Annotated in this window: 21 protein-coding genes; all 21 read left to right on the top strand. The window is 40.2% G+C overall.

What is annotated here, in order from left to right; genetic code table 11:
* Positions 1-41 precede the first annotated feature (41 nt).
* The 21 genes from rpoB to PHC29_05365 all read left to right on the top strand — a co-directional run bounded on the left by rpoB (position 42) and on the right by PHC29_05365 (position 18,134).
* Complete coding sequence (gene rpoB, locus PHC29_05265) at positions 42-3,446, top strand: DNA-directed RNA polymerase subunit beta (GenBank protein ID MDD5108897.1); 3,405 nt, start codon at positions 42-44, stop codon at positions 3,444-3,446.
* Complete coding sequence (gene rpoC, locus PHC29_05270; protein MDD5108898.1) at positions 3,446-7,480, top strand: DNA-directed RNA polymerase subunit beta'; 4,035 nt, start codon at positions 3,446-3,448, stop codon at positions 7,478-7,480. The genes rpoB and rpoC overlap by 1 nt, the downstream gene beginning before the upstream one ends.
* A gap of 3 nt (positions 7,481-7,483) precedes the next feature.
* A complete protein-coding gene (rpsL, locus tag PHC29_05275) occupies positions 7,484-7,861 on the top strand; it encodes a 30S ribosomal protein S12 (GenBank protein ID MDD5108899.1) in 378 nt (125 codons plus the stop codon).
* A 35-nt stretch (positions 7,862-7,896) separates the two neighbouring features.
* Positions 7,897-8,367 carry a 30S ribosomal protein S7 gene (gene rpsG / locus PHC29_05280; GenBank protein ID MDD5108900.1) on the top strand — a complete coding sequence of 157 codons (471 nt, stop codon included), beginning with the start codon at positions 7,897-7,899 and terminating at the stop codon, positions 8,365-8,367.
* A gap of 3 nt (positions 8,368-8,370) precedes the next feature.
* Positions 8,371-10,467 (top strand): elongation factor G, encoded by a 2,097-nt coding sequence (gene fusA, locus PHC29_05285; GenBank protein ID MDD5108901.1) that lies wholly within the window; start codon positions 8,371-8,373, stop codon positions 10,465-10,467.
* Positions 10,468-10,532: 65 nt separating this feature from the next.
* Entirely contained in the window at positions 10,533-11,735 is a 1,203-nt protein-coding gene (gene tuf, locus PHC29_05290; GenBank protein ID MDD5108902.1) for an elongation factor Tu, read from the top strand.
* A gap of 3 nt (positions 11,736-11,738) precedes the next feature.
* Positions 11,739-12,044 carry a 30S ribosomal protein S10 gene (rpsJ, locus tag PHC29_05295; protein ID MDD5108903.1) on the top strand — a complete coding sequence of 102 codons (306 nt, stop codon included), beginning with the start codon at positions 11,739-11,741 and terminating at the stop codon, positions 12,042-12,044.
* 22 nt (positions 12,045-12,066) lie between these two features.
* The gene (rplC, locus tag PHC29_05300; GenBank protein ID MDD5108904.1) at positions 12,067-12,702 is read left to right on the top strand and encodes a 50S ribosomal protein L3; all 636 of its coding nucleotides are present in this window, start codon (positions 12,067-12,069) and stop codon (positions 12,700-12,702) included.
* A gap of 1 nt (position 12,703) precedes the next feature.
* Complete coding sequence (rplD, locus tag PHC29_05305; protein MDD5108905.1) at positions 12,704-13,348, top strand: 50S ribosomal protein L4; 645 nt, start codon at positions 12,704-12,706, stop codon at positions 13,346-13,348.
* Positions 13,348-13,626, top strand: a complete 279-nt coding sequence (gene rplW, locus PHC29_05310; GenBank protein MDD5108906.1) for a 50S ribosomal protein L23 — start codon at positions 13,348-13,350, stop codon at positions 13,624-13,626. The genes rplD and rplW overlap by 1 nt, the downstream gene beginning before the upstream one ends.
* Before the next feature lies 1 nt (position 13,627).
* Positions 13,628-14,464 (top strand): 50S ribosomal protein L2, encoded by an 837-nt coding sequence (gene rplB, locus PHC29_05315; GenBank protein MDD5108907.1) that lies wholly within the window; start codon positions 13,628-13,630, stop codon positions 14,462-14,464.
* A 2-nt stretch (positions 14,465-14,466) separates the two neighbouring features.
* Positions 14,467-14,754, top strand: a complete 288-nt coding sequence (gene rpsS / locus PHC29_05320) for a 30S ribosomal protein S19 (protein MDD5108908.1) — start codon at positions 14,467-14,469, stop codon at positions 14,752-14,754.
* A gap of 1 nt (position 14,755) precedes the next feature.
* Positions 14,756-15,094 carry a 50S ribosomal protein L22 gene (rplV, locus tag PHC29_05325; protein MDD5108909.1) on the top strand — a complete coding sequence of 113 codons (339 nt, stop codon included), beginning with the start codon at positions 14,756-14,758 and terminating at the stop codon, positions 15,092-15,094.
* Between the two features lie 3 nt (positions 15,095-15,097).
* The gene (gene rpsC, locus PHC29_05330) at positions 15,098-15,805 is read left to right on the top strand and encodes a 30S ribosomal protein S3 (protein ID MDD5108910.1); all 708 of its coding nucleotides are present in this window, start codon (positions 15,098-15,100) and stop codon (positions 15,803-15,805) included.
* Positions 15,806-15,814: 9 nt separating this feature from the next.
* A complete protein-coding gene (gene rplP, locus PHC29_05335) occupies positions 15,815-16,231 on the top strand; it encodes a 50S ribosomal protein L16 (GenBank protein ID MDD5108911.1) in 417 nt (138 codons plus the stop codon).
* A gap of 1 nt (position 16,232) precedes the next feature.
* Entirely contained in the window at positions 16,233-16,424 is a 192-nt protein-coding gene (rpmC, locus tag PHC29_05340; protein MDD5108912.1) for a 50S ribosomal protein L29, read from the top strand.
* 1 nt (position 16,425) lies between these two features.
* Complete coding sequence (rpsQ, locus tag PHC29_05345) at positions 16,426-16,707, top strand: 30S ribosomal protein S17 (GenBank protein MDD5108913.1); 282 nt, start codon at positions 16,426-16,428, stop codon at positions 16,705-16,707.
* A complete protein-coding gene (gene rplN / locus PHC29_05350; GenBank protein MDD5108914.1) occupies positions 16,707-17,075 on the top strand; it encodes a 50S ribosomal protein L14 in 369 nt (122 codons plus the stop codon). The genes rpsQ and rplN overlap by 1 nt, the downstream gene beginning before the upstream one ends.
* Positions 17,075-17,386: a 50S ribosomal protein L24 gene (rplX, locus tag PHC29_05355; GenBank protein ID MDD5108915.1), complete on the top strand. Its 312-nt coding sequence runs from the start codon at positions 17,075-17,077 to the stop codon at positions 17,384-17,386. The genes rplN and rplX overlap by 1 nt, the downstream gene beginning before the upstream one ends.
* 1 nt (position 17,387) lies before the next feature.
* On the top strand, positions 17,388-17,945 hold the full coding sequence (gene rplE / locus PHC29_05360; GenBank protein ID MDD5108916.1) for a 50S ribosomal protein L5: 558 nt from the start codon (positions 17,388-17,390) through the stop codon (positions 17,943-17,945).
* Positions 17,946-17,948: 3 nt separating this feature from the next.
* A complete protein-coding gene (locus PHC29_05365) occupies positions 17,949-18,134 on the top strand; it encodes a type Z 30S ribosomal protein S14 (protein MDD5108917.1) in 186 nt (61 codons plus the stop codon).
* The last annotated feature ends 13 nt before the right edge of the window (positions 18,135-18,147 follow it).

An 18,147-nucleotide genomic window follows, 5' to 3' on the forward strand; every position in this document is an offset into this window, starting at 1 on the left:
TAAGTTTAGTTAAGTAGGCTCAAGGTCGGCCTTAAAAAATAATGATTAAACGAAAAAATTTTGCAAAGATTAAAGAAGTTTATGATTTGCCAGATCTTTTAGATGTTCAGTTAGATACTTATCGTGAATTTCTACAGATGGATGTGCCTGCAGCTGAAAAAAAGAATCAGGGCCTACAGGAAGTTTTTGGTGAAATCTTCCCTATAGAAAATACCGATCGTTCAGTTAAGTTAGAATTTATTAGCTACTCCTTTGGGAAGCCCAAATATACGATGGGCGAATCCAAAAATCGCTCATTAACTTATGCTGCTCCACTAAAGGTGAAATTCCGCTTAACTACACCACATGAAACAAAAGAGCAGGATGCTTATTTCGGCGAGATTCCTTTGATGACAGAAACCGGTACTTTTATTATTAACGGTGATGAGCGTGTAGTAGTTAGTCAACTTCAGCGTTCTCCTGGTGTATCTTTTGAAGAAGAATTACATCCCACAGGAAAGAAAATTTTTTACGGCAGGGTTATTCCTTATCGAGGAGCATGGCTTGAATTTAAATACGACCTTACCGAAACAGTTACTGCTTATGTTGACCGCCGTAGGAATTTTCCCGCGACACAAATTTTAAGAATCCTTGGTTTCTCCGAAGATAGCCAGATATTTGCTGCTTTCGGTAAAGAGCATCCGGAGATTGTTAATACCCTAAAAAAAGATTACACAAAGAATAAAGAAGAAGCCTATCTTGATTTTTACCGTAAAATGCGGCCTACGGAACCGGTAACTAAAGAGGCAGCTGAAAACCTGTTTTATAGACTATTTTTTGATCCGGCCCGTTATGATTTAGAACGCGCGGGACGTTTTATTTTAAACCGTAAATTAGGCATGGAGGTATCTTTAGAGAAAAGGATTCTTGATTCTGATACCGTAATTAAAGTTATTGAATATTTGATAAAACTCAATAGCGGCACAGGTAAAATTGATGACATTGACCATTTAGGTAATCGCCGCGTAAAAAGTGTCGGAGAACTGGTGCAAAACCAGGTGCGTATTGGCCTTTCCCGCGTAGAGCGTTCAATCAAAGAGAGATTAAGTATTTTAGGTGAGTTTGATAATTTAAATGTCCATTACCTGATTAATTCTAAGCTTTTGTCTAATCAGATTCGTGATTTTTTTGGACGCAGCCAGCTTTCCCAATTTATGGATCAGATTAATCCTTTGGCAGAGATGACGCATAAGCGTCGTTTAAGTGCATTGGGTCCAGGAGGGCTTTCGCGTGAAAGGGCAGGTTTTGAAGTTAGAGATATTCATCCTTCACATTACGGAAGAGTATGCCCTATTGAAACTCCAGAAGGCCCGAATATCGGTTTAATCGCATCTTTAAGTTGTTTTGCGCGTATTAACTCTTTAGGCTTAATAGAGACTCCATATCGCAAGGTAGAAGATGGAAGAGTGACTAAAAAGTCTGAGTATTTAACCGCGGATATCGAAGAGGATAAGTTTATTGCTCAGGCTGATGTTCCGCTGGATGCTGAAGGTTATTTTGTCGATAAATTTGTTACTTGTCGTTACAAAGATGATTTTCCAAAAGTACCGGCAAAAGATGTGCAATATATGGATGTTTCTGCAAAACAGCTGGTTTCTGTTGCAGCTTCATTAATTCCATTTTTAGAGCATGATGATGCAAACCGCGCGTTGATGGGGTCAAACATGCAAAGACAAGCTGTGCCGCTTATGATTACTGAGGCGCCTTTAGTAGGTACTGATATGGAGGCCAAAGTTGCGCAGGATTCTGGAACAGTAGTTATCGCTGAGGACTCCGGTAAGGTAACTAGCGTTGATGCTTCGGCAATAACCGTTGGCAAGAAAATTTATCATCTTAAGAAATTTTTACGTACTAATGCTGATACTTCTATAAATCAGCGTCCGCTGGTAAAATTAGGTGATCGTATAGAAGCGGGCCAGGCAATTGCAGATGGTATTGCCACTAAAGAAGGGGAGTTGGCTTTAGGTAAGAACGTTTTAGTTGCTTTGATGCCTTGGAGAGGTTACAACTTTGAAGATGCTATCCTTATCAGTGAAAGATTAGTTAAGCAGGATACTTTTACCTCTATACATATTGAAGAGTTTGAAATCGAGGCTGCTGAAACTAGGCTTGGTAATGAAGAGATAACGCGTGATATTCCTAATGTCAGTGAGGATGCTTTAAGAAATCTCGATGAGGATGGAATTATACGTGTAGGGGCTGAGGTTGGAGCTGGGGATATTTTAGTTGGTAAGATTACCCCCAAGACCGATTCTGAGCCTAGTCCCGAAGAAAGATTGCTGCGAGCGATATTCGGTGAGAAGGCAGGGGATGTTCGTGATACCTCGTTAATTGTCCCTCCCGGAGTTGAAGGTATAGTTATTGATGTGCATGTATTTGCGCGTAAAGATCGCGGCCGTAAAACTAAAGAAGAAAAGGCCAAGGAACTAGCTAAAATCCGCGAATTAAAAGCTTATTATAAGCAGGAGATTGAATTTTTACAGACTGAAAAGACTTTACGTCTTTCTCAGGTTTTGGGTATAGATAAGAAAAAAGTTGAGAAGTTTGATTTAAGTGAGAATGAAGAGGCCAAAATTTTAGCCGCATCTTTTGATGAGCAGATGCAGGAGTTATTGGGTGAAGAGGAACAAGAGATTGAGAAGGTACGCCGCGGAGATGAACTACCTACAGGTATTTTAAAAAGGGTTGTGGTTTATGTTGCCACAAAACGTAAACTCTCTGAAGGTGATAAGCTCGCTGGGCGCCATGGGAATAAAGGTGTAGTTGCCAGGATTATTCCTGAGGAAAATATGCCTTATATGCCCGATGGTACTCCGGTAGATGTAGTTTTGAATCCACTGGGTGTGCCTTCACGTATGAACGTAGGCCAGATTTTGGAATGCCATTTAGGTTGGGCAGCTAAGGCATTAGGTATAAATGTTAGCTGTCCTGTTTTTGACGGTGCTAAAGAATTTGAGATTAAAGAGCTGCTTAAAAAAGCAAATTTACCGGAGGATGGCAAGATTACTCTTCATGATGGTTATACGGGAGAGCCGTTTGATCAAAAGGTTACCGTAGGGTACATGTATATTCTAAAGCTTATTCATTTAGTTGACGAAAAAATTCATGCACGTTCTATCGGCCCTTATTCTTTGGTTACTCAGCAGCCATTGGGAGGAAAAGCGCAATTTGGTGGCCAGAGGTTAGGGGAAATGGAAGTTTGGGCCCTTGAAGCATACGGGGCGGCATTTACTCTTCAGGAAATGCTTACGGTTAAGAGCGACGATGTGAGCGGCAGAACGCGTATTTATGAAGCGATTGTTAAGGGCGAACAGCGTTTAACTCACGGGACACCAGAGTCATTTAATGTTTTAATCAAAGAACTCCAAGGCTTATGCCTTGATATCAGAACAGAAAAGGCTAAATAATGGAAGAGATCGTATCTTTTGATAGTATTTCAATTAAGATTGCCAGCCCTCAGGTGATTAAATCCTGGTCTAAGGGTGATGTTAAAAAAGCAGAAACTATTAATTACCGTACGCTTAAGCCGGAAAAAGATGGTTTATTTTGTGAAAAGATTTTTGGGCCGGTGCGTGATTGGGAATGTAATTGCGGTAAATATAAAGGGATAAAATTCAAAGGTATCACCTGCGATCGTTGCGGAGTAACGGTTGATCGTTCAAGTGTCAGGCGTGAACGTATGGGCCATATCGATTTAGCTACACCGGTTACGCATATCTGGTTTTTCAAGGCAGTACCCAGTAGAATGAGCGCTCTCTTAGATATCGGATTGAGGGATTTGGAAAGAATTATTTATTATGAAGAATATGTTGTGGTTGATCCGGGAACTACGCCATTAAAGAAGAGAGAAATGCTTACCGATGAACAATACCAGGAAGCATTAAGCAAGTACGGTTCAAATTTTAAAGCTAAGATCGGTGCTGAAGCAATAGCCGAGCTTTTAAAAGAACTAGACTTAGATATTGTCTGCCGTAAATTAAGGAAAGATTTAGAAAAATCCAAAGATGTTTTAAATAATCGCAAAGCCATTAAAAGTTTAAAGATTGTTGAAGATTTTAAGAAAAGTGGAAATAAACCGGAATGGATGATTTTAGAAATCGTACCGGTAATTCCTCCGGATTTACGCCCCCTAGTCCCCTTAGAGGGTGGAAGATTTGCCACAAGTGATCTCAATGATTTATATCGTAGGGTAATTAACCGCAATAACCGATTAAAGAAATTAATGGAATTAAGCGCCCCTGAAATTATTATCCGTAATGAAAAACGCATGCTTCAGGAGGCAGTAGATGCGCTTTTGGACAATGGCCGCCATGGTAAGGCTGTTAATGGCGCAAATAACCGCCCGTTAAAATCTCTTTCCGACATGCTTAAGGGAAAGCAAGGAAGATTCCGCCAGAATCTTCTTGGTAAACGCGTTGATTATTCGGGGCGTTCAGTTATCGTCGTGGGGCCTGAGTTAAAATTGCATGAATGCGGCCTTCCTAAACAAATGGCCTTAGAGTTATTCGAGCCTTTCATCATTAAAAAATTAAGAGAAAAAGGTTTTGTACATACGATTAAAGGCGCACGACGCATGGTTGAGCGCGGTAAGATCGAGGTCTGGGATATTCTGGATGAAGTAATTAAAGACCATCCGATTATGCTAAATCGTGCTCCTACCTTGCACCGTTTAGGGATTCAAGCATTCCAACCATTATTAATCGAAGGAAAATCAATAAAAATTCACCCTTTAGTTTGTACTGCTTTTAATGCGGACTTTGACGGAGACCAAATGGCCGTGCATGTACCGTTGTCTCTGGAATCACAGTTAGAGACCAAGGTTCTTATCATGGCCATAAATAACATATTTTCTCCTGCAGACGGGCGTCCCGTAATTTCTCCTACTCAGGATATAATTTTAGGTATGGCATATTTGAGCCGTGAAAAAGCAGGTGCCCTTGGCGAGGGTAAGATTTTTTCAAGTAGCGATGAAGTTTTGATGGCTTATGATGATAAAGCAGCGCAGCTGCATGCTAAAATCAAGATTCGGGTAATGAGTTTATATAATTTCGATCAGAAAAAGGCTATCGATGGTAAACAGCTGGTTACTACCACTGTCGGTAGGGTATTGTTTAATCAGGTTTTACCGCCAGAGTTTGGATTTGTTAATTGTGACCTGAATAAAAGCAGGGTTAGTGATATTGTAGTTAGTTGCTATAAGAGGTTTGGGCATACTACAACTATCAAGTTACTTGATGATATTAAGAGATTGGGTTTTGAAATGGGTACCCTGGGAGGAATTTCTATCGGTATCGACGATATGACTGTTCCGGTAGATAAACCACAAGTTTTAAAGGAGTCAAAGGAAGAGGTAGCTCGTGTTGAAGATCAATACCGTAAAGGTATTATTACCGATAGTGAGCGTAAATCAAAAGTAATTGATATTTGGACGCATGCCACAGATAAAATTTCCGATCTTTTATTCAAGGGGATGGATTCATTTAATCCTATTTTTATGATGGCAGATAGCGGTGCTCGTGGTTCGCGCCTGCAGGTTAGGCAGCTTGCCGGTATGCGTGGGCTTATGGCTAAACCAAGCGGTGAAATTATCGAAAATCCTATTACGGCAAATTTCCGTGAAGGCTTAAATGTCCTGGAGTATTTTATTTCTACTCACGGTGCGCGAAAAGGATTGGCAGATACCGCGTTAAAAACTGCAGATGCTGGATATTTAACCCGCAGGCTTGTAGATGTTGCTCAAGAGGTAATTGTTTGCGAAGAAGATTGCGGAACGCTTAATGGTATTACTGTTTCGGCGATTGTAGAAGGGGATGAAGAGGTTGTAGGTTTGAAGGATAGGATTATCGGAAGAGTCGCTTTGGACAACGTGGTTGATATTATTACCGATGAGGTAATTGTTGAGCAAGGCAGCGAAATAACCGAAGAAAAAACCGATAGGATAGAAAAATTAGGAATTGAAAAAATCCGTATCCGCAGTGTTTTAACTTGTGAATCAGGCCGGGGAGTTTGTGCTAAATGTTATGGCCGTAATTTATCTACTGGTAGATTGATTGAGTTAGGGGAAGCAGTTGGAGTTGTGGCAGCCCAGAGTATTGGTGAACCCGGTACGCAGTTGACTATGAGAACTTTTCATATCGGTGGTACGGCCTCCAGGACTATCGAGCAGTCGTTTATTAAAGCTAAGAATGAAGGTATAATCAAATACCATTCTTTAAGGGTTACACTTAAAAATAAAGAATATGTTGTTTTAAATAGAAATGGCGCTATCAGTGTCAATGATGCACAGGGAAGGGAGCTTGAACGTTACCCGCTTCCGCAAGGCGCGTTTATTCTTATTGAGGATGGAAAGGTTGTTACAAAAGGTACTTCTTTTGTGCATTGGGATCCGTATACTTTGCCGGTACTTACTGAAGTGGCAGGGTTAGTGCGTTTTGAAGACCTGCGCGAGAATGTCACTATGCGCGAAGAAATAAATCCGGTTACAAAATTAATTGAGAGGGTTGTGGTTGAGCATAAACCGGAATACCATCCACAGGTAGTTATCCTGGATGATAAAAAAGAAGTTTTAGGTATCTATCCAATTCCAATCGGTGCCCACATTATTGTCAAAGATGGTGATCAGGTGGGCGGTGGAGACCTTCTTGCAAAGATTCCACGCACCGTAGTTAAAACTCGCGATATTACCGGAGGCCTTCCGCGCGTAGCTGAGCTTTTTGAGGCAAGGCGCCCGAAAGACCCTGCGGTTATCAGTGAAATCGACGGATTCATAGAATTTGGTGAAACCAAGAAAAATCAGCGTGTTATAGTCGTTAAATCTGCTACTGGTATGTCCAGGGAATACATTATTCCTCATGGGAAACATCCGAATGTTTATAAAGGGGATAAGGTTACTGCAGGACAACAGCTTACTGATGGCCCGGTAGTTTTACAGGATATTTTAAGTGTTTGCGGTGATAAGGTTTTACAGGAATACTTGGTGAATGAGGTTCAGGAAGTTTATCGTTTACAGGGCGTGCGTATTAATGATAAGCATATTGAGGTAATCATTCGCCAAATGCTCAAAAAAGTAAGAGTTGAAGATCCGGGTGATACCGAATTTCTTGCCACTCAACAGGTAGACAAGTGGGTGTTCCAGAAAGAAAATACCCGTGTAATTAAGAAAGGTGCCCGGCCGGCTCAGGCAACGCCTCTTCTTTTGGGTATAACCAAAGCTTCTCTTACCACTGAGAGTTTTATTTCTGCAGCCAGTTTTCAGGAAACTACACGTGTTTTAACTGAAGCCGCCACAAGCGGTAAAAAAGACGAATTATTTGGTTTAAAGGAGAATGTTATTGTAGGGCACTTAATTCCTGCAGGTACAGGATTTAAGGCTCACCGTGATATCGAAGTAGTAAAAATAGGCGCTGAAAATGCCCAAGAAAAAAAGGAAGAAAAGGAATAAATTATGCCCACAATTGCGCAACTGATTAGATTTGGTAGGATCTCCAAAAAGAAGAAAAGTAAATCTCCTGCTTTAAAAGCTTGCCCCCAGAGAAGAGGGGTATGTATTCAGGTGCGTACTATGACGCCTAAGAAACCTAACTCAGCTTTAAGAAAAATTGCCAGGGTTAGGCTTACTACTGGCTTAGAGGTTACCGCTTATATTCCTGGAGAAGGGCATAATCTTCAGGAACACTCCATTGTTATGGTTAGAGGAGGAAGGGTTAAAGATTTACCGGGTGTTCGTTACCATATTGTAAGAGGTACGTTGGATGCTTCTGGTGTTAACGCACGTAGGAGAGGCCGCTCTAAATATGGAGCAAAGAGACCGAAGGCAGCTTAAACTTATATAGAATTTAACGCAATAAAGGATAATCGATGAGAAGAAGAAAAGCACAGGAAAAAGTTATTCTAGCGGATCCTAAATATAACAGTAAGATAATAGCCAAATTTATGAATATGGTTATGGTTGATGGAAAAAAAGCTATAGCTGAAAGATTGGTTTATAGCGCTTTTGATATTGTGCTCAAAAATCTAAATGAGCAAGATATCTTAAAGGTGTTTTATAAGGCATTGGATAATGCCCGGCCACGCCTGGAAGTAAAACCGCGCAGGGTGGGTGGAGCAACCTATCAGGTGCCTATAGAAGTAAGGCAGGAACGTGGTACTTCTATAGCATTGCGCTGGCTTCGGGATTTTGCTCAAAATAAAAAAGGTAAACCTATGCAGCAAAAATTGGCGGAAGAAATTATCGCAGCCTATAAGGGAGAAGGATCGGCAATTAAAAAGAGAGATGATACGCATAAAATGGCTGAATCTAATAAAGCCTATGCGCATTTCCGCTGGTAAACTATGAGGAAGATACCATTAGATAAAATTAGGAACATTGGGATAATTGCCCATATTGACGCCGGAAAAACTACAACTAGTGAACATGTTTTATTTTACACGGGTAAAAATTATAAAATCGGCGAAGTGCATGACGGGGCAGCTACTATGGATTGGATGGTTCAGGAGCAGGAAAGAGGGATTACTATTACTGCCGCTGCTACTACCTGTAAATGGAAAGATATAACTATTAACTTAATCGATACCCCAGGCCACGTAGATTTTACTATCGAAGTAGAGAGATCATTAAAAGTTTTAGACGGGGCAGTGGTTGTTTTTTGTGGAGTCGGCGGAGTTGAACCACAATCAGAAACCGTTTGGCGTCAGGCAGACCGTTATGGAGTCCCTAGAATTGCTTTTGTTAATAAAATGGATCGAACAGGAGCCGATTTTTTTGCGGCCGTTGATCAGATGCATGAAAGATTAGGTGCAAATGTCGCGCCGATTCAGCTTCCCGTCGGCAAAGAAACAGGTTTTAACGGCTTGATTGATCTGGTTGAAAAAAAGTTTATTCATTACGAAGATGAATTAGGAAAAGAGTTTGTGATAAAAGATCTTTCAGAGGATATGATTGCCGATTTTGAAAAATACCGTTTGGTTTTGGTTGAAAAAGTCGCCGAAGCTGATGATTTAATTATGGAGGTTTATTTACAAGGCAAAGTTGTTACTAATGAGCAGTTGAAGGCAGCAATTCGTAGAGCAGTAATTGTAAATAAATTTGTGCCGGTGCTTTGCGGCTCAGCTTTTAAGAATAAAGGCGTGCAGATGGTTTTAGACGCGGTAAAAGATTATCTTCCTTCGCCGATTGATGTTCCCCCGGTAAAAGGTACCAATCCTGATTCTGGGGAATTTGAAGAAATTAAAGCTGATGATAGTTCTCCTTTCACTGCTTTATGTTTTAAGGTAGCAACTGATCCTTTTGTCGGAAAAATATTTTTTGTAAGGATGTATTCCGGAATACTTACTTCAGGAACTTATATTTATAATGCTTCAAAGAGGGAAAGAGAACGTGTTACTAAAATTGTTAAATTACACGCTAATCACCAGGAGATAACTGATAGCCTTTCTACGGGTGACATTGCTGCTTTGGTAGGTTTAAAAGATACAAAAACCGGGGATACTCTTTGTACCGAAAAGAATCCTATTCTGGTTGAGGCTATGCGTTTTCCTGATCCGGTTATTCAGCAGGCGATTGAACCTAAATCAAAAGATGCCCAGGAAAAATTGGGCATGGCGATGCATAAACTGGAAGATGAAGATCCATCATTTAGGGTTACCTATAATCAGGAAACTGGCCAAACCCTTATTGCTGGAATGGGACAGCTACATTTGGAAATTATCGTCGATAGAATTTTACGAGAATTTAATGTTGAGGCTACAGTCGGCGCTCCACAGGTTGCTTATCGTGAGACGATTAGAAAGAGTGTTTCTAGTGTTGGAAAATTTATTTCACAATCGGGTGGCCGTGGCCAATACGGGCATTGCGTTATTGAAATGAGCCCGCAAGAGACCCCGGGAACCGGTATTACATTTGAAGATAAAATTAAAAGTGGCGCAATTCCGCGTGAATTTATTCCTGCGGTAAAACAGGGAGTAATGGGTGCTGTTAAAAACGGAGTATTAGCAGGATATCCGGTTACCGACGTAAAAGTTGTTTTGATTGATGGATCATTCCATGAGGTCGATTCATCAGAATTAGCATTTAAAATGGCAGGATCCATTGCTTTTCAGGACGGAATGAAAAGAGCAAATCCTGTTCTATTGGAACCGATTATGGATATTGAGGTCGTCGTGCCTGAAGAATTTATGGGGCAGATTATCGGCGATCTAAGCAGTAGGCGAGCAAAAATAATTGCCCTTGGCCAGAGATTAAATTTGCGTACTATCCGAGCGAATGTTCCACTGTCGGAAGTTTTTAATTACGCAACAGTAACAAGATCCTTGACACAAGGCCGTGCTTCGTATACAATGGAACCTTCCTTCTACAGCGAAGTTCCAGCACATGTAGCGGAAAAAGTTATTCAAGGTTCAACAAATACAAAAGAAAGAAAAACTTTTTAATAACACACCCCGCGCTTATAAGGAATTGCGCGGGTGTGCCCTTAGGGGCAAGGAGGATAAAAGATATGGCTAAAGAAAAATTTGTAAGAAGTAAGCCGCATGTAAATATCGGAACCATTGGACATATTGATCATGGTAAAACCACACTTACTGCTGCCATTTGTAATGTTTTATCAAAACTTGGGCAAGCTACAGCCAGAGATTATGCAGATATTGCTAAAGGTGGTACGGTTAGAGATGAGACAAAAGTTGTTACGATTTCAGTTGCGCACGTTGAGTACGAAACTGCCGCACGTCACTATGCACATATCGATTGTCCGGGGCACGCCGATTACATTAAGAATATGATTACCGGGGCTGCTCAGATGGACGGAGCAATTTTAGTTGTTTCAGCAGCAGATGGCCCGATGCCTCAGACTCGCGAGCACATACTTTTAGCGCGGCAGGTAAATGTACCTGCAATGGTCGTGTTCATGAACAAGGTTGATTTGGTGGATGATAAAGAACTTTTGGATCTAGTTGAAATGGAAATAAGAGATCTTTTAACCAAATATGGATACCCAGGAGATAAAACTCCGATTATCCGTGGTAGTGCCAATAAAGCTTATTCCGCAACTGATCCTAATGGAGCAGACGCTAAGTGTATTATGGATTTGATGAAAGCAGTTGATGAGTTTATTCCTCTTCCTCCTAGGGAGTTAGATAAACCTTTGCTTATGGCAGTTGAAGATGTTTTCAGTATTGAAGGTAGAGGTACTGTTGCTACCGGAAGAATCGAACGTGGCAAAGTTAAGGTTGGAGAGGAAGTTGAGCTTATCGGTTTGAGGGATTTGCCCAAGAAGTCGGTGGTTACCGGAATTGAAATGTTCCGTAAACTTTTAGATGAAGGGCAAGCCGGAGATAATGTTGGTTTACTTTTAAGAGGTATAGAAAAGAATGATGTTGAGCGTGGAATGGTAATTGCGGCTCCTAAATCTATTCTACCTCATACAAAATTTAAAGCCAAGGTTTACATTTTAACCAAAGAGGAAGGCGGAAGACATACTCCATTTTTTAAAGGATATCGTCCACAGTTTTATTTCCGTACTACCGATGTAACCGGAACAGCTATTCTTCCTACCGGTGTTGAAATGGTTATGCCTGGAGATAACGTGGATTTGGAAGTTGAGTTGATTATTCCGGTTGCCATTGAAAAAGAATCGCGTTTTGCTATTCGCGAAGGTGGCCACACTGTTGGAGCAGGAGTAGTTACTGAGGTTATTGCATAAATAATGAATACACAAAAGATTCGTATTAAGTTAAAAGCCTATGATCATCGCCTCTTGGATCAGGCAGTAATTGAAATTGTGGATACCGTTAAGCGTACCGGGGCCAAGATTTCCGGCCCCGTACCGCTTCCTACTAAAAGGGAAATTTACACGGTACTGCGTTCCCCGCACGTTGACAAAAAATCGCGGGAACAGTTTGATTTATCTACCCATAAACGCCTTATTGACATCTTTGAACCCACAGCCAAGACCATCGATTCGTTAAGGAAATTAAACCTTCCTGCAGGGGTGGACGTAGAAATCAAGTAATAAATCAAAAACGGATAAATAAATGATTGGATTGATTGGTAAAAAAATTGGAATGACTCAAGTGTTTACTGCAGATAATAGCCAGGTTGGCGTTACTGCTATCGAGGCTGGGCCTTGTCCGATACTTATGGTTATGGGCAAGTTTATTCAGCTGGGTTTTGATTTAGCAAGGGAAAAGAGTTTGAAAAAACCGCAGTTAGGCCTTTATAAAAAATTAAATATAACTCCTCGTAAAGTAATCAAAGATATTACAAAAGAGGCTAATGTTGAATATAAGGTTGGTAATGAACTTAGGGTTGATCTTTTTGCGGAAGGTGATTTTGTAGATGTAAGCGGAATTTCTATTGGAAAAAGTTTTCAGGGAGGTATGAAACGTTGGCATTGGAAGGGTGGGCCCAGGACGCATGGTTCTACTTCACATCGTCGAGTCGGTTCTATTGGTTCTAGCACCACTCCTGGCCGTGTATTTCGCGGGCATCATATGCCAGGGCATATGGGTGCACAAAATGTAACGGTACAGAACTTAAAAGTAATCAAAGTAGATTTAGCTAATAACCTTCTGTTGGTTGAAGGAGGGGTTCCCGGTCACAAGAACGGGTATTTAGTGGTTACTAAAGCCTTGAAGAAAAAGGCAAAGAAAGTAGCGGTAAAGAAATAATATGTTTAAATTATCTGTATATAATATTCAAGGGAAAGAAGTTGAAACGATTGAGCTGGACGCGAAGATCTTTGATGGCAGCCAAAATACCGATAGTTTGCATCAAGCCATTGAGGGTTATAGGGCTAATCAAAGAAAAGGATTAGCTTCTACTAAAACCCGCGGCGAAGTTTCCGGTGGCGGTAAGAAACCCTGGAAACAAAAAGGTACAGGGCGTGCCCGCGTAGGTTCTACTCGTTCTCCGCTTTGGAGGCATGGAGGCGTAGTCTTTGGGCCACATCCGCGTGATTTTTCTTATGATGTTCCTCAGAAAATCAAGGCCCTGGCTTTAAAAACCAGTTTGAATCTTAAGTTAAAAGAAAACAACTTTATGGTGCTGGATGATTTTAAAATCGAATTGCCCAAGACTAAAGAAGCAGTTAATGTTTTAAGTAATTTAAAATTATTCTCAGCAAAAGAAAAAAAGATAAAAAAGGTTTTATTTCTAACGCATAAGCTAGACAGCAAATTAAAGACAGCTTTGAAGAATATTAATTTTTTGACTGTAGATTTGGCTTCTGATTGCCATGCTTATGAAGTAATGAACAACCAAAAACTGCTTATTACTAAAGAGGGATTGGGGCTTCTTACAAAGAGGTTAAAATAATGGCTCGGTTGGATTCTATAATTAAAGCGCTTTTACAAACTGAAAAATCTAGTACTTATTTGCCTGGTGGTAAATATCTTTTTCTGGTAGATAATGCTGCCAACAAGATTGAAATTAAAAAAGCAGTTGAAGTGCTTTATAAAGTCAAAGTAAAGGATGTTAATACATTTGTTTCAATTGGGAAGTTAAAAAGAGTAAGGCATCAGTTAGGGCGTACATCTGATACCAAGAAGGCTGTGGTTACTTTGGCGGCCGGACAAAAAATAGAGGTAGCATAAGATGGGTCTTATTAAATTCAAGCCGACTACACCAAGCCGCAGGCATATGAGCGGGCCGGATTTTGCCGAGATCACCAAGACAAAACCGGAGCGTTCATTGTTGGTCCCCTTAAAAAAAACGGGGGGAAGAAATTCTTATGGGCGTATTACTACTAGGCATATTGGCGGCGGACATAAGCGTATGTTGCGTTTAATTGATTTTAAACGCGATAACCTCGACCAACCGGCAAAGGTTCTAGCTATTGAATATGATCCGAATCGATCAGCCAGGATTTCTTTAGTTGAATATCCTGATAAACAAAAGAGATATATTATTGCCCCGCTTGGCCTTAATGTAGGGGATATTGTTGTTGCCAGCGACCAGAAAGACATTGAAATTAAACCTGGTAATTGCCTTCTTTTACGCAATATTCCTTCCGGAACACTGATTCATAATATTGAATTATCTAAGGGCAAGGGTGCACAAATTGTCCGTGGTGCAGGAACTAGCGCTCAGATTATGGCAAAAGAGTCTGATATGGCCCATGTTCGATTGCCAAGCGGTGAAGTAAGGTTAGTAAGCCTAGATTGTCATGCTACTATCGGGCAAATTGGTAATATTGACCACGATGCCATTATTTTAGGAAAAGCAGGTAAAAGCCGCTGGTTAGGAATCAAACCTTCAGTAAGAGGAGTAGTAATGAATCCATTTGATCATCCTCACGGTGGAGGAGAAGGCAAGAGTGGGCAAGGTAATCCGCATCCTGTTACTCCTTGGGGTAAGCCTACCAAAGGTTATCGCACTAGGAACCGAAATAAATATTCTAATAAATTTATCGTTAAAAGAAGGAAGCCATAATTATGCCGCGCTCACTTAAAAAAGGTCCATACGTTGAGGAAAGTTTATTAAAAAAGATTCAAAAGCAGACTAAGGCTGGATTGCGTCAGGCAATTAAAACCTGGAGCAGAAGGTCAACAGTGTTGCCGGATTTCGTAGGTTTAACGTTTGCGGTTTATGATGGCAAGAAGCATGTTCCGGTTTTTATAACCGAGAATATGGTAGGGCATAAACTAGGAGAGTTTGCTCCGTCGAGGATATTCAGGAAACATGGCGGTATAAAAGCAAAGAAGGCTCTGGAGAAAACATAAGATGATTTCAAAAGCTGAAGGAAAATTTTTGAGAATTTCTCCCAGTAAGGTACGTATAGTTGCTGATCTTATTCGTGGCAAAGATGCAATTGTCGCACAAGGGATTCTTTTGCATTTAAATAAAAGGTCAAAAGAATATTTAATAAAGATATTGAAATCTGCCATTGCTAATGCTAAAATAAAAGGTTTCGTAGCTGATAAATTATATGTTTCTAAGATTGTTTGTAATCCTGGCCCGATGTGGAAGAGGTTTAAGGCAGCAGCTTTCGGCCGGGCTGCCTCAATAGTTAAGCGTACTGTTCATATAAAAATTGAATTAGATTTAAAACCGGGGGAGTAATTTATGGGACATAAGGTAAGTCCTTTAGTGTTAAGGATTGGTTTTATAAGACAGTGGCATTCGCGTTGGTTTGCTAAAGCCAAAGATTTCCCGCTGTTTATCCAGCAGGATCAAAAAATAAGAAAATTTATTAAAAATAAGTTTAAGCAGGCAGCGATATCTAAAATTGTTATTGAAAGGCTTGCAGAAAAAATTAAAGTTCGTATTTTTTCAGCCCGCCCTGGAATTATTATCGGCCGGCATGGTTCGGATATTGAGCGCTTACGCGCGGATCTAAATAGTTTGGTCAAGAATGAATTGTCTATTGATATACAGGAAATTAATAATCCTGCCTGGGATGCGCAATTAGTTGCGGAGAATATTGCTTTGCAACAAGAAAAGAGGATTGCATTTCGTAGGGCAGTAAAAAGAGCTATGGAGCAGTCAATTCAATCCGGAGTAAAAGGTATTAGGGTTAGTTGTTCTGGCCGGCTCAATGGCGCAGAAATGGGCCGCCGTGAAACTTATAAAATTGGCAAGGTTCCTTTACAAACTTTACGCGCGGATATTGATTATGGTTTTGCAGAAGCCCTTACAACATACGGTTTAATCGGAGTTAAGGTTTGGATTTATAAAGGGGATATTCTGGGAAAAGAATTTGTCAAAGAAGATGTTAAAGTGGTTCAACAGGGACGGTCTCAGGAAGCATTTCGGCAGCAGTCTCAACGTTAAGAGGTAAAAATGGTTTTAATGCCCAAAAGAGTTAAATATCGTAAATTACAAAAAGGCCAAAGGCGTGGGATAGCTACTTGTGGCTCGACTTTATCTTTTGGAGAGTTTGGTTTAAAATCTTTAGAAAATGGTTGGATTAAAAATACGCAAATCGAAGCAGTACGCGTGATTTTGGCGCGTCAGTTGCATAAAGGCGGTAAATTATGGATCAGGATATTTCCGGATAAATCCATAACCAAGAAACCGGCTGAAGTACGTATGGGTAAAGGTAAAGGAGATCTTGATCATTGGGTGGCTGTAGTAAAAAGAGGCCGTATACTTTTTGAATTGGGCGGAATTCCTCAGGAGTATGCTAAGTCATGTTTTCGTCTGGCAGCCTATAAGATACCGCTACGCACAAAATTTGTAACCAGGATGCATAAATAATATGAAACTACTTGAATTAAAAGCTTTAACAGGAACTGAATTGTTAGAAAAAGAGAAGACGCTGTATGCTGAATTGTCTAAATTAAATTTACAGCGTTATACAGGCCGAGTAGAGAAGCCGCATAAGTTTGCACTGATAAAAAAAGATATTGCGCGCATCAGGACAATCTTAAACCAGAAGAAAGAAAGATAAGATGGGAAAGAAAAAAGAATTTATAGGTTTAGTAGTAAGCGATAAAATGCAAAAAACAGTCGTAGTTAAGACTATGCATTTGACCAGGCATGCGAAATATTCCAAAACAATTAAACTTCATAATAAATTCAAAGCTCATGATGAAAAAGGCACGGCTAGGCTGGGAGATACAGTAAGTATAGCAGAAACGCGTCCTTTATCCAAAGATAAGCATTTTATAGTCAAAGCAGTACTTAAAAAAGCGGCAGATACGCATCTTGTATCTGCTGAGGAGATAGTTTAATGCTTCAATTACGTAGTATTTTCGATGTTGCAGATAATACCGGGGCCCGTAAGGCTTCTTTGATTTGTGTTTTAAAAAAAATGGGTAGTTTTAATGCAGATATCGGAGATGTCATAAAGGTTAATATTAAAGAATCTATCCCGGGAGCTGCAGTGAAAAAGGGGGAGATGGCCAGGGCGGTAATCGTGCGCACCAGGCGTGATATAAGACGGGCGGATGGTTCAATATTACGTTTTGACCGCAATGCCATAGTAATTATTGATGATAAAGATAATCCGCGAGGAACACGCGTTTTTGGGCCGGTTGCCCGCGAATTAAGGGATAAAAATTTTAATAAAATAATTTCTTTAGCGCCAGAGGTAATTTAATGCAGAAAATTAGGAAGAATGATATTGTTCAGATAATTAAAGGTAAAGATAAAGGAAAGCAGGGCAAAGTAATTAATGTTATCGAGGAAGGCAAGCGCGCCATAGTTGAGGGTTTAAACCTTGCTAAGAAACATAAGCGTCAGAGCCGACAGGATCAAAAAGGCGGGATAATTTCGATAGAGATGCCTTTGTCTGTATCTAATCTTATGGTTTTTTGTAAGCATTGTTCAAAGCCTTCGCGTGTAGGAGCTTTGACTTTAAAAGACGGAACCAAATCCAGATTTTGTAAAGCATGTAAAGAGGCATTATAAGATGATACCTAGACTACTAGAAAAATATCGTAATGAAATTGTTCCGAAATTAATGGAAGATTTTAAATTAAAAAATAAAATGGCAGTTCCTGCAGTTGATAAGATTGTGGTGAATATGGGTATTGGTGAAGGTACTCAGGATGTTAAATTATTAGAGAAATCAGTCGAAGAGCTGGGAAATATAACTGGGCAGAAACCGATTATCCGACGCGCAAAAAAAGCAATTGCAAATTTTAAGGTTAGAGAGGGCCAAGCGGTTGGCGCCAAAGTAACTTTAAGGCGTGTGATGATGTATGAGTTTATGGATCGGCTGCTTAATATCGCTCTTCCTCGTATTCGTGATTTTCAAGGGGTTTCCCGGGATTCCTTTGATAAAGGGTTTAATTATACCTTGGGTTTAAGTGAGCAGATTATATTTCCTGAGATCGAATATGATAAAATTACCCGTACCCAAGGAATGGATATTACTTTTGTAATCAAGAACGCTAAAAATATCGAACAAGCAAGGAGCCTATTGAAATATTTCGGTATGCCTTTTAAGGCTAAGGAAGAAAAATAAAAAATGGCAAAGAATTCACAGATCGCAAGATGGAAAAGAGCGCCTAAGTTTTCAACTCGTAAATACAACCGTTGTTCAATTTGTGGAAGAAGTGGTGGATACTTAAGAAGATTTCAACTTTGTCGTATATGTTTTAGGGAGCTGGTTTGGCAGGGGCTTATCCCCGGCGTAAAAAAGGCCAGCTGGTAAGTTACACCCGGCG

The sequence above is a fragment of the Candidatus Omnitrophota bacterium genome, assembly GCA_028712255.1.
Taxonomy (GTDB): Bacteria; Omnitrophota; Gorgyraeia; order Gygaellales; family Profunditerraquicolaceae; genus UBA6249.